We start from the raw sequence: 12,534 nt of genomic DNA, 5'->3' as shown, positions 1-12,534 counted from the left end.
GACTCCCCTCACAGCCTGAAGCCGAGGACGATGGCCAAGGCGAGGACAACCCCGCCGAGAATATAAGACGCGTAGGCACGTGTGTACCCATTTTGTGCCTGCGTGACGAAGCGACCGAGGCCACGTGACGCGGCCGCAACGGCACCAACCGCGCCATCGACAACGAGGCGGTCACCAGAAGCGGCACCTTTCACTAGTGCAGAACCAGGAACGGTGAAAATCGCATCATTGACCTGGTCTTGGTACATATCGTTGCGGGCAGCACGCACCAGGCTATTACCTGCAGGGATGGCTGTAGGTACCTCATCTTTGGCGTACATCTTCCATGCTGCCAGAGCGCCTACTGCGACAAGGAGAAGCGTTGCCACTTGGATAGCCCAGACGGGCAGTACCGGATGAGGATGCGCGGTCCCACCAATGGCCGGTTCAAGCCAGTGGATGAAGGTATCGCCCCACGACAAGGCACCACCGATTGCAACTGCACAGACAGCCAAGACCACCATGGGACCTGTCATCAAGGCGCCCGACTCGTGGGGGTGAACAGGAGCACCTTCTGCTTCAGTTGTCCAGCGCTTCGTGCCATGGAAGGTCATGAAGTACAGACGTGACATGTAGAAGGCAGTCATCCCCGCACCTACCATCGCTACGAGGCCAAAGACCCACGGTGCCCACGGTGCAGGACTACCCGCGAAGGTGTCGAGAGCGAAAGCTGCTTCGATAATCTTGTCTTTTGACCAGAAGCCAGAAAATGGTGGGACGCCAAGGATTGCCAGCCACCCGGCCATGAAGGTAAGCCACGTGACCTTCATTGCGCTGCGCAGCGCACCAAAACGCCGCATATTGACCTGGTCGCCCATCCCGTGCATGACCGAACCTGCACCAAGGAACATGAGAGCTTTAAAGAAGCCGTGGGTGAACAGGTGGAAGATAGCGAAGGCCCAGCCAATGGGACCTAGGCCAGCACCGAGCATCATGTAGCCAATTTGGCTCATGGTGGATGCGGCCAGGACCTTCTTCAAATCGTCTTTGGCAGCACCAACAATGGCACCAAAGATCAGTGTGATCGCACCGATCACAGCAACCGCTGCACTTGCAACGGGGGCAGCCACGTAAAGTGGGCCTGAGCGGACAACAAGGTAGACACCAGCAGTGACCATGGTCGCAGCGTGGATCAGTGCCGACACAGGTGTCGGGCCCGCCATTGCGTCACCAAGCCAGGCTTGGAGCGGGAATTGTGCGGATTTACCGCAGGCACCGACAAGCAGGAATATGCCGATCAGTGTCAAGGCCGCAACCGGTGCGCCACTGGCTGCTTGCGCAACCTCGGCGATATTGACCGTACCGAAGGTAGCGACCATCGCCATCATCGCAATAAGCAGGCCCATGTCGCCCACACGGTTCATGACGAAGGCTTTCTTCGCTGCTTTCGCATTGTCAGGCACCTGGTTCCAAAAACCAATGAGCAGGTAGGAGGCCAGACCCACGCCTTCCCAACCGACGAAAAGGACGGCGTAGGAATCACCCAGGACCAGGGTGAGCATTGCGGCGATGAACAGGTTGAGGTAGGCGAAGAAGCGGCGCCGATCAGTGTCGTGTTCCATGTAGGCGATGGCGTACACGTGGATCAGCGACCCGACGAAGGTGACCAGCATGACGAAGGTCAACGAGAGTGGATCCAACAGGAAAGCCACGTTGACGCTGAAATCACCCGCGGGGATCCAGTCAAAAAGGTGTGCCACCATGCGTCGAGATTCGGCGGGCACAGCGAGGAGCTGAACGAGAATGGCCACACCAACAGCGAAAGACGCCCACGAGGCAAGGGTTGCCAGCCAGTGGCCCCACGCGTCGCTGCGGCGTCCCAACAGGAGTAGCACTGCTGCGGAAACAGCAGGGATGGCGACCATGAGCCATGCGTAGGAGGCGGCACCAGTCGCGGGGGTTAGTGCTGCCGCGCTAGCAAGTTCACCTTCAGCTGCAAGAAGTGAAGGCAGGAACAGAGTTGACATGTGTTGACCTCCTTCAGTTCTTCAACAGGTTAGACTCGTCGAGGTTCGTGGTGGCCCGCGACTTGAAGATAGAAACGATAATGGCAAGCCCCACCACGACTTCAGCGGCAGCGACCACCATGACGAAGAAGGCCATGACTTCACCAGCGACTTGTCCGTGTATACGGGCGGAGGTGACGAAGGCAAGGTTGGCAGCGTTGAGCATCAGTTCAACACCCATCAGGGAGATCACCGCGCTTTTACGTACCAGAACAATCGCTGCACCAATAGCAAAGAGGATGGCAGCCAGTACCAGGTAGTAGGACAGACTCACTTGGATTCCTCCTCGGTGGTGGGGGCTTTGCTTGCTGAAGGCTCAGCGGTGGCAGCCCCGTCAGCCGGTGGCACCGCAGTGTCGGCATCGTCAACTGTGGAAGTAGCTTCGCCAGCTGTGGGAGCCGAACTCGCCCGCGCCTCGTCAATTGAAGGAGGCTGACGAAGGCCGGTGGGCATCGCCGCACCGGGCATACCCCAGGCGCCTGAGCGTGGGATCTTTGCCGAGGCGGTGATACTGAAGGCGGATTCTTCAGCTTTGCCGAGGCGAACCAGGGTGAGGGCTTCAGCGACGTCACCATCAACTTGGCTGATGGAACGGTCCAAACCTTTAACGCGCAATACGCGCGGCACCGATTCTTCAACTGGACCGAGGGTTTCACCTGACAGTGCGGGCACATCCACCGCGTTGGACAGGGCGTAAACACCGGGCGCTGGCAGCTGGCCCATGTGGCGTCCGCGTTCTTTGAAGGCACGCATCTTCGCTTCAGCAGTGCCATGCTGGTCGGTACGTGGGCCAAGGTGGTCACTGTGGGTCAGCAACATCGCACCAATTGCGGCGGTGATCAAAAGGATGCCTGCCAGTTCCATCGAGAACCAGTGCTGGCCGAAGAGTTCAACAGCAAGGTTGGTCACCGGCGCATCGGAATACGGATCGACTTGCTCGCCAACCGTTGCCGTGGCTGAGGAACGCAAGATCGCGCCGCCAATGATGGCGCCTAAACCAAGGGCGATGAGGACCGCCGCCACAATGGCGCCCGGACGCTGCATCCGGTACTCATCGGATGCCCCCAGACCAATCATCATGATGACGAAGAGGAAGAGCATCATAATGGCGCCGGTATAGACAACGATCTGTACGGTGCCAAGGAAGGCAGCACCGTGGGCAAGGTAGAGAACCGCCAAGCCGAGCATGACAGCCACCATACAGAGGGCAGCATAAGCGGCTTTACGGAAGAAGAGGACACCTAAGGCCCCTAGGACCATGACGATGGCAACACACCAAAAGAGGACAGCCTCCCCGGTGGAGCTCATCGTTGGCCATGTTCCAAGCGAAGTCACTGCTGAGCCTCCTTTGAGACGGGCTGCACACTTGTCAGGCTAGGGTCGTCTGGACGATGCTGGCGAACCCAGTCAATCTGGTCCTGCGTCGGGCCTGTAACAGCACCACGGTAATAGTCGCCATCAGACAGGCCATCAACCTGCGGGTGTGGCGTTGCGAGCATTCCTTCAGACAGGGGCACCAGCAGGTCTTGCTTTTCGTAAATATCGTCGAGGCGCGTGTACTCGGCCAATTCGAAATCGTGTCCCATGGTCAAGGCACGCGTTGGGCACGCTTCAATGCAGTACCCGCAGAAGATGCATCGCAAGTAGTTGATCTGGTACACGGCGCCGTAGCGTTCCCCAGGGCTGTACTGCGCCTCGGGAGTATTCGAGGCTGCTTCCACCAAGATGGCATCAGCGGGGCATGCCCACGCACACAATTCGCAGCCGATACATTTTTCAAGTCCGTCAGCATAGCGGTTGAGCTGATGACGGCCGTGGAAACGCGGCTCAAGGAACGGCCCCTCGAACGGGTATTGTTCGGTGACCATTGGTCTAAAGAATGACGAGATAGTCACGCCGTAGCCAGCAAAGGGAGCGAAGAATTCGCCGATCGGCCCCTTGGGGTCTGGCTCATAGAGCATTTCGTCACCAGTGGTGTTCTCGGTCATCGCGTTTCCTCCTCGGTGACGGTGGCGGCGATAGGTGCGCGGCCCGCACGAGGCGAGGCCGGCAGCGTTTGTCCAGGAAGCGGTGGCACAGGGAAGCCATCAGCGAAAGCATCGAAGGGTTCTTCCGGTGCCGTTTCGCTGTCCTTGGCTGGTGCGCGGTCAAGGAACCAAATGACGATCAGCGCCACCAGGAATAGCCCAGCGATGGTACCCACCACAACCGTTAGGTCAGGTTGGATCCACTGTGTGACACCGCGAACAATGGCCACAACGACGAGCCACGCCAAAGAAAATGGGATGAGTCGCTTCCACCCCAGCGCCATGAATTGGTCGTAACGGAAGCGCAGCAGCGTGGCACGAGTCCACACCATGAGGAACATGAAGAACCACATTTTCAGGAAGAACCACAGCATGCCCCACCAGCCGCCGTCGAGGAACTCGAAGTAGCTCAGTGGCCACGGCGCATGCCATCCACCGAAGAACATTGTTGTGGCCACCGCCGAAACGTTCAGCATATTGACGTATTCGGACAGGTAGTACCAGCCAAATTTCATTGACGAATATTCCGTCATGTGGCCTGCGACGAGTTCGCCTTCTGCTTCGGGAAGGTCGAAAGGCAGACGGTTCACTTCACCAACCATTGAAATGAGGTAGATGACGAAGGCAGGCGCCAGCGGCAGGAACCACCAGAATTGGTCCTGCGAAGCGACGATCTGCGAGGTGGACATCGTACCGGCCATGAGGAAGACCGAGACAAGGGACAGGCCCATTGACAGTTCGTACGAGATCACCTGAGCAGAGGAACGCACGGCGCCGTATAGGGGCAGAGTTGACCGGGTGGACCAGCCGCCAAGGATAATGCCGTACAAGCCAAGGGAGGTGATGGCCAGGATGTAAAGGACCGCGACCGGCATATCAGCGAGCTGCAGGGGTGTGGAGCGGCCAAAGATGGTGACATTGGGCCCCATAGGGATCACCGCGAATACGCTGAAAGCACAAAATGCGGAGATTGCGGGCGCAAGTAGGTAAAGGAATTTGTCGGAACGCCTGGTCCACATATCCTCTTTGAAGAGAAGTTTTCCTGCGTCAGCGAAGGCTTGGAGAAGCCCCAGAGGACCGGCAACATTGGGGCCTGGGCGGGTCTGCATACGACCGAGGCCGCGACGCTCCACCCACAGCGCCATGATGACGTTGAAGATCAGGAAGACAATAATGAACACCGCTTTGATGAGGGTCAGCCACCATGTTTCTTCTGAGAAATCGGCGACAGCACTTGCGGCTGTTGGCATGAGGGTCATCGAGCCACCTCCCCCGTGGCGGTAAGAGTCACGACGGTGCCTGCAGCACCGAGGGACTCGTGGACGTATGAGCCTTCCGAACATTCAGGCACCCACACCACCGCGTCGGGCAGATCCGCGACATGCGCTGGCAGGGTGATGGAACCACGGTCGGTGGATAGTGTGAGTGCAGGCCCTTGCAATGCTGGGCGTAAGCCAAGGCTGGCAAAGGTTGCCTGTGACAGGTAGGCAACCGGTGTGCGTGCCGTTCCTGCCAGTGCGGGGGCGCCATCTTGGAGTCGACCAGCGTCCAACAGCGGCTTGTGGGTGGCAAGGAGTGCGCAACCCGGTGCCACTGCTTCAACGGCTGGTGCCTGCACGGGTGTGAAGGTCTCGCGTGGCCCACCATAGGACATGACCGCGTTGACTTCCTCATACAGGTCGTTCAAGGTCGCACCCCCTAGGGTGCGGCCGTATTCGGCGGCAAGGCGTACAAGGACGTCACGGTCGGTCAGGGAACGAGCAGCAACGGCCTGCCCGAATGGGCGTAGGCGACCTTCCCAGTTAATGAAGGTGCCGTGTTTTTCTAGTGGCGGCGCAACAGGCAGTACCACGTCAGCCTGCTCGGTGACAGCAGAGGCGCGCACTTCAAGGCTGACAAGGAAATTCACAGCTTTAAAGGCACGAGCCGCAAGAGCAGGGTCGGGCAGGTCGCGTATGTCGAGGCCACCAACGACGAGGGCTGAAACGGTGCCGTCAATGGCACCTGCCAGCTGGTCGGCAATATCGAGGCCACGGGTTGTGGGGGCGGACCACCCAAGGTCATTCAGGCGATCCTCGGTAAGCGGACGTCCAAAGGGCAGTAGGCCGGGTAGCAGGCCTGCCTCAACAGCAGCACGTTCACCGCTACGGCGAGGCACCCACTGCAGGCGCGCGCCGACGCGTTGAGCCAGTGCCACGGTAGCGCTCAGTAAGCCTGGGGTACGACCTGCGCGTTCACCGACGAGGATCACGCCACCTGCCAGCGCCTCGGCAAGATCACCATTGGGGCCGTCTGCAGCAATTGACGCCACCACTTCCGCTTCGGTTCCCGGCGCAGCGTGAAGCACTGACGCGCCGAGTTTTCGCAGACCATGCGTAGTGTACGGGGCCACTGCCGCCACTTTAAGGGCACCCTTGCGGGTCTTCTTGAACATCCTCAAGAACAGGGACCCGCATTCGTCCTCAGCTTCCAGAGCCACCAGTAGAACCTGGGATGCTGCTTCAATATCGCTGTAAGTGACACCCAGTCCACTGCCCGCCACGTGGGAAGCAAGGAAGGAGCGTTCTTCGTCTGTGGTTTCGCGGCCTCTGAAATCGATGGAGTCAGATCCAACGACTGTGCGCGCAAATTTTGACCATGCCCACGCATCTTCAAAGGTAAGTCGACCACCGGGAAGGAAGCCCACTATGCCCTTCGCTTTGGCTTCTTCCAGGCCACGTCGCACGCGGTCAAGGGCATCCGACCACGAGGTGGGGACCAGTTCGCCGTCTTCGCGCACCAATGGGGTGGTGAGACGATCCTGTTTGAACCAATCGAAAGCGAAACGGTCCTTGTCGGTGATCCATTCTTCGTTGACGCTCGGCTCGTTGCCTGCCATACGACGCACCACTTCGCCACGGCGCACGTCAACGCGGATCGCGCTTCCCGAAGCATCGTGTTCACTCACCGAAGCGGTGGAATGCAAGTCGAAGGGGCGGGAACGGAAACGGTAGGAAGCTGCAGTGAGTGCACCCACCGGGCAGATCTGTACGACGTTACCTGAGAAGTACGAGGCGAAGGCGCGGCCTGAGCGGTCACGGTCTCCATCAGCGAGGGCACCGGAGTTCATTGACCCGATGATGCCTTCTTGCCCGTAAGGTCCGCTGATACCTGCTGCGTCAATGGGGGTTTGTGCGTCGTTGTGGAAGTCAAGGACTGCACTGTCGAATGAACCGATTTGTTCACCCATGAATTGGTGGTGCTCGTTGGGGGCGGTGCCACCGCCTCGTCCTTGTAGATCCAGGAAGGCGTCACCAGCAATTTCTTTACCGAAACGCACGCAACGTTGGCACAGGATGCAGCGGTCACGGTCAAGCAGGATATGGCTGGTCAGACGCAGTGGCTTACGGTAGGTGCGTTTGGCGTCCACGAAACGGGAGGTGGCACGCCCATCTGTCATCGCCTGGTTCTGCAGGGGGCATTCGCCACCTTTGTCACAGATGGGGCAGTCAAGTGGGTGGTTAATGAGGAGGAACTCCATGACGCCATGCTGTGCTTTGGCGGCCACATCGGATGTTTCCTGTGTTTTCACGACCATACCCGGGGTGACGGTTTGTGCACACGAGGGTTGAGGCTTGGGCATGAAACGTATTTCGCCAGTATTGCGGTCAGGCATACCAACTTCGACAAGACACTGGCGACAGGCAGCCACAGGCTCAAGCAGCGGGTGGTCACAGAAACGCGGGATACGAATCCCCGCTTCTTCGGCGGCACGGATCACCAAGGTCCCAGCGGGGACAGACAGGGCGATGTCGTCAATGGTGACATCAACCATGGGGGTTTCGCTCATCGCGCGCCTCCTCGTGCAAAGACTGCTGACGCTTCGTAGGGGAATAGTTCCCGCGCGGGCGTAGTCAAGCCAGCTTCAAATTCTTCGCGGAATTTCTTAATGCCAGACATAATCGGGGTTGCAGCCGCATCACCAAGTGCGCAGAAGCTCCGTCCGAAAATATTGCCAGCAATCTCATCAAGGAGCTCCACGTCCCCTGCTTGGCCTTTCCCAGCTTCAAGACGCAACATGATTTGCTTGAGCCAGTAGGTGCCTTCACGACACGGCGTACATTTACCGCAGGATTCGTGTTGGTAGAACTCGATCCACCGGGTGATGACACGTACAACAGAGGTCGTTTCATCAAAGACCTGCAAGGCGCGGGTGGCCAACATGGAACCCGCCGCACCTACGGATTCGTAGTCCAGGGGCACGTCAAGGTCCTCTTCGGTCAGTAGTGGCGTGGAGGAGCCACCTGGTGTCCAGAACTTCAAACGGTGTCCGTCCCGAATACCGCCAGCCATGTCGATGAGTTCACGCATGGTGATACCGAAGGGGGCTTCGAATTGTCCGGGGTTTTTCACGTGTCCTGACAGGGAGAAGATGCCGTGTCCCTTCGATTTTTCTGTGCCCATCATCGTGTACCACTCCACCGAATGTTGGAAGATACCTGCGACCTGGGCCACTGACTCCACGTTGTTAATGACGGTGGGGCGCGCATATAGGCCAGCGACTGCGGGGAAGGGGGGCTTGAGGCGCGGATGTCCTCGGTATCCTTCGAGGGAGTCAAGCAGTGCCGTTTCTTCACCGCAGATATAGGCACCTGCACCTGCGTGGGCGGTGATCTTCAAGTCGCCGAGGATACCGGCAGCGGTAGCTTCCTCGATGGCATTCATCAGGCGCCGGTACACGTGGACAACTTCACCACGCAGATACACGAAGGCGTGTGTGCAGTTAATGGCACGACTGGTGATAGCCATACCTTCAACGAGGACATGCGGATTTGCCATCAGCGTGGGGATATCTTTGCAGGTTCCTGGTTCTGATTCGTCAGCGTTGACCACCAGGTAACGGGGTTTACCGTCATCTGGAGGCAGGAACGACCATTTGAGACCTGTGGGGAAGCCTGCGCCGCCTCGGCCACGTAAACCGGAGGCTTTCACGGCCTCGATAATGTCGGCTGGCGCCATGGTATTAGCTTTTTTTAGGCCTTCGTAGCCGCCGCGAGCCAGATAGGACTCTAGGGTCCACGAGCGGTCCTCGCCCCAGCCTCGTGTGAGGATAGGGGTGAGGGTGCTGGGTTGGGTGTAGGCGCTCATGCCTGTTCCCCTTCCGTTGTTGCAGATACCACGGGCTGCGGGGCGCTCCAGCCTTTGTCTGCGGCAAGTGTGAGGCCAAGTACCGAAGCGTGGCCAGCACTGGGACCTTCATGGACGCGCCCATCAGCAAAACCTGCAAGCACATGTTCTACTTCTTTGAAGGTGGCGACAGTGTCTGCGCCGCGGGTGGGGTGAATGGGACGTCCAGCTTCAATGTCGGTGACCAGCGCAATCGCCGATTCAACGGTCTGGTTGTCAAAGAACTCCCAGTTCACCATGACCACCGGGGCATAGTCGCAGGCGGCGTTACATTCGAGGCGTTCAAGCGTGATCTTGCCAGACGCGCTGGTTTCGTCTGAGCCGACACCGACATGCTCGCTGACGGCTTCCCAGATCTCGTCACCGCCCATCACCGCACACAGGGCGTTGGTGCACACACCCACAAGGTAGTCGCCATTGGGGTGACGTTTGTACTGGGTGTAGAAAGTGGCGACAGCGCTCACTTCTGCACGGCTCAGGTCAAGGACGTCAGCGCATAGGGCGATGCCGTCGGGTGACACGTAGCCATCTTCGGATTGGACAAGGTGAAGCATGGGCAGCAGTGCGCTTCGGGCGTGTCCGGTGGGATAACGCTCAATGATTTGCTGCGCCTGGTCGCGTAGGCGCGCTTCAACGTCGGGGGTGTAGCTCATCGGTCAACGCCTCCCAGCACAGGGTCGATACTTGCCAGGGACACGACGACGTCGGCGAGTTGGCCGCCTTCGGTCATCATGGCTGTGGACTGCAGGTTTGCGAACGAGGGGTCACGGAAATGGGCGCGGTATGGGCGGGTACCGCCGTCAGATACCAGGTGGACACCGAGGATACCTTTAGCGTGTTCCACGGTCTGATACACCTGTCCAGCAGGGACGCGGAAACCTTCAGTGACCAGCTTGAAGTGGTGAATAAGGCTCTCCATTGATTGGCCCATAATCTGTGCGATATGTTCTAAGGAGTTGCCTTGACCGTCAGCAGCCACGGAAAGGCGTGCTGGCCAGGAGATATGCGCGTCAGCAACCATTGTGGGAGCGCCTTCGCAGGCTTCGAGGCGGCGAAGGACCTGATGGATAATCTTCAGGGATTCGTAGCATTCGCCAAAACGTACAACGACGCGGTTATAGCAGTCGGATGCGTCAGTGGTCACCACATCGAAGTCGAAGTCTTCGTAGCCGCAGTAGGGTTGGTCCTTACGCAGGTCTTGCGGCAGTCCGGCTGCACGCAAGCTTGGGCCGGTCATACCGAGCGCCATGAGGCCTGACAGCGGCATATATCCCACGTCAACGAAACGCTTCTTGAAAATGGGGTTTTGCATGACGAGGTCTTGCATTTCGCCCATGTCGCGGCGGACCTTTGGAAGCTTTTCGCGAATATATTCGATGGTGCCAGCCGGGAGGTCTTGGGCGACACCGCCGGGGCGAATATACGCGTGGTTCATACGTAGGCCCGTGATACGTTCGAAAATCCGTAGGATTTCTTCACGTCCTCTAAAGCCCACAGTCATCATTGTGGTGGCGCCAAGTTCATTGCCGCCAGTACCGATGGCGACAAGGTGGCTGGCAATGCGGTTAAGTTCCATCAGGAGCACGCGGATTAACGAGGCCCGCTCGGGAACGTCATCAGTGATGCCCAGGAGTTTTTCTACCGCGAGGCAGTAGGCCACTTCCTGGAAGAAGGGAGCAACGTAGTCCATGCGGGTGCAAAAGGTGACGCCCTGTGTCCAGGTGCGGTACTCCATATTTTTTTCGATGCCCGTGTGCAGGTAACCGGTATCGACTCGTGTTTCCCGCACGGTTTCACCATCGAGTTCAAGGATCAGTCGGAGCACGCCGTGGGTGGACGGGTGGACGGGTCCCATATTGAGGACGATACGCTCGTGCGTGATCTTTTCAATCTCAGCGAGCACGTCCTCCCAGTCGCCTCCTTGGGCAAGGACTTCGGGGAGTTCTTCAATGTTGAGGCCCGCAGCGGAGGTAGCTGCGTGGAATTTGGCGTCGTGAGCATTCATTAGTTGTATGACCTCCGCGTGTCGGCAGGCGGTACGGTTGCTCCCCTGAATTGGACGGGGATACCGCCCAGCGGGTAGTCCTTGCGTTGAGGGTGCCCTACCCAGTCGTCGGGCATTGCTGTGCGTGTCAGGGAGGGGTGTCCATCAAAGACGATGCCCAGCAGGTCCCATGTTTCGCGTTCCTGCCAGTCATTAGCTGGGTAGATGGCAACGACGGAGGGGATATGGGGGTCGGTGTCAGGACAGGTGACTTCAAGGCGCAGCATCCGGTTGTGGGTGATGGACTGCAGCGGGTAGATGGCGTGTAATTCACGGCCTGTATCGTGTGGGTAATGCACGCCGTTGGTGCCCAGGCATAGTTCAAAGCGCAGATCTTGGTCGTCACGCAGCCACTGGCAGACGCGGCGAATATGGGGGCGTGCAATGAAAATGGTGAGTTCGCCGTGTTCGACGACGACTTTCTCAATGACGTCACCAATGCTCAGCCCTGCCTCGGTGATAAGTTCTTCGAGGATATCAACAACCGTGTCGAACCAGGAGCCGTAGGGGCGCGGGCTTTCACCAGGCAGGTAGGCGTGGGTGATAAGGCCACCAAATCCTGTGGTGTCCCCTGCGTCAGAGACACCGAACATGCCGTGCCGGTGAGCGATGGGTTCGGCTGCGGCAAAACCGCGCGTGGCCTCGGCAATATCAGCGCCGTCGACGGGGCTTGTGGTCAGCTCGTCGCTCATGCCAGCAGTCCCTTCATTCGGTGGGTGGGTGTTGCGGCCAATGCCGCTTGTTCAGCTTTGCGCGCAATTTCGCGACGGTGGGCGCCCAGTGGTTCCTTGCCAATTTGTTCACGCAGCGTCAGAATTGCGTGAATCAGAGCTTCGGGGCGGGGTGGGCAACCTGGCAGGTAGACGTCAACAGGGACGATGTGGTCGACACCTTGGACGACGGCGTAGTTATTGAACATGCCGCCCGAGGACGCGCATGCCCCCATGGAGATCACCCATTTCGGTTCAGGCATTGAGTCGTAGACGCGGCGCACGATGGGTGCCATTTTGTGGCTGACGCGGCCAGAGACGATCATGAGGTCAGAGTGGCGCGGCGATGCGCGGAAGACTTCAAGACCGAAGCGCGCCATGTCAAAACGAGGGGTGCCTGCGGCCATCATTTCAATGGCGCAGCATGCTAGGCCCATGGTGACAGGCCATTGGCTGTGTTTACGTGCCAGGCCGAGGACTTTTTCGACGCTGGTCAGGGCGATGCCCGCGGGAATACTCTCTTCGAGTCCCATAGTTTCTCC

At 58.8% G+C, this 12,534-nt stretch carries 11 protein-coding genes; all 11 read right to left on the bottom strand.

Features of this window, described 5'->3' with window-relative positions:
• Positions 1-8: 8 nt before the first annotated feature.
• Genes nuoL through G438_RS0102195 form a run of 11 tightly spaced genes read right to left on the bottom strand, consistent with a single transcriptional unit; the run spans position 9 to position 12,525 of the window.
• Positions 9-2,006, bottom strand: a complete 1,998-nt coding sequence (gene nuoL, locus G438_RS0102245; RefSeq protein ID WP_026459978.1) for an NADH-quinone oxidoreductase subunit L — start codon at positions 2,004-2,006, stop codon at positions 9-11.
• 13 nt (positions 2,007-2,019) lie between these two features.
• A complete protein-coding gene (gene nuoK, locus G438_RS0102240; RefSeq protein WP_026459977.1) occupies positions 2,020-2,319 on the bottom strand; it encodes an NADH-quinone oxidoreductase subunit NuoK in 300 nt (99 codons plus the stop codon).
• Positions 2,316-3,353 (bottom strand): NADH-quinone oxidoreductase subunit J, encoded by a 1,038-nt coding sequence (locus G438_RS10365; RefSeq protein ID WP_084402988.1) that lies wholly within the window; start codon positions 3,351-3,353, stop codon positions 2,316-2,318. Before G438_RS10365 ends, nuoK begins: the two co-directional genes overlap by 4 nt.
• 23 nt (positions 3,354-3,376) lie before the next feature.
• Positions 3,377-4,033 carry an NADH-quinone oxidoreductase subunit NuoI gene (gene nuoI / locus G438_RS0102230; RefSeq protein ID WP_026459976.1) on the bottom strand — a complete coding sequence of 219 codons (657 nt, stop codon included), beginning with the start codon at positions 4,031-4,033 and terminating at the stop codon, positions 3,377-3,379.
• Entirely contained in the window at positions 4,030-5,331 is a 1,302-nt protein-coding gene (nuoH, locus tag G438_RS0102225) for an NADH-quinone oxidoreductase subunit NuoH (RefSeq protein ID WP_026459975.1), read from the bottom strand. The genes nuoI and nuoH overlap by 4 nt, the downstream gene beginning before the upstream one ends.
• On the bottom strand, positions 5,328-7,901 hold the full coding sequence (locus G438_RS0102220) for an NADH-quinone oxidoreductase subunit G (protein WP_026459974.1): 2,574 nt from the start codon (positions 7,899-7,901) through the stop codon (positions 5,328-5,330). Before G438_RS0102220 ends, nuoH begins: the two co-directional genes overlap by 4 nt.
• Complete coding sequence (gene nuoF, locus G438_RS0102215; protein WP_026459973.1) at positions 7,898-9,199, bottom strand: NADH-quinone oxidoreductase subunit NuoF; 1,302 nt, start codon at positions 9,197-9,199, stop codon at positions 7,898-7,900. Before nuoF ends, G438_RS0102220 begins: the two co-directional genes overlap by 4 nt.
• Positions 9,196-9,891 carry an NADH-quinone oxidoreductase subunit NuoE gene (nuoE, locus tag G438_RS0102210; protein ID WP_026459972.1) on the bottom strand — a complete coding sequence of 232 codons (696 nt, stop codon included), beginning with the start codon at positions 9,889-9,891 and terminating at the stop codon, positions 9,196-9,198. Before nuoE ends, nuoF begins: the two co-directional genes overlap by 4 nt.
• On the bottom strand, positions 9,888-11,243 hold the full coding sequence (locus G438_RS0102205; RefSeq protein ID WP_026459971.1) for an NADH-quinone oxidoreductase subunit D: 1,356 nt from the start codon (positions 11,241-11,243) through the stop codon (positions 9,888-9,890). Before G438_RS0102205 ends, nuoE begins: the two co-directional genes overlap by 4 nt.
• Positions 11,243-11,974, bottom strand: coding sequence for an NADH-quinone oxidoreductase subunit C (locus tag G438_RS0102200; protein WP_051259205.1), 732 nt, complete (start codon positions 11,972-11,974; stop codon positions 11,243-11,245). Before G438_RS0102200 ends, G438_RS0102205 begins: the two co-directional genes overlap by 1 nt.
• Positions 11,971-12,525 (bottom strand): NADH-quinone oxidoreductase subunit B, encoded by a 555-nt coding sequence (locus G438_RS0102195; RefSeq protein WP_026459969.1) that lies wholly within the window; start codon positions 12,523-12,525, stop codon positions 11,971-11,973. Before G438_RS0102195 ends, G438_RS0102200 begins: the two co-directional genes overlap by 4 nt.
• Between the last annotated feature and the right edge of the window lie 9 nt (positions 12,526-12,534).

The organism is Schaalia suimastitidis DSM 15538, assembly GCF_000429105.1.
In the GTDB taxonomy this organism is placed as follows: Bacteria; Actinomycetota; Actinomycetes; order Actinomycetales; family Actinomycetaceae; genus Pauljensenia; species Pauljensenia suimastitidis.
The sequence above is the reverse complement of the archived record's forward strand: the minus strand, read 5'-3'. Positions and strand labels throughout refer to the sequence as shown.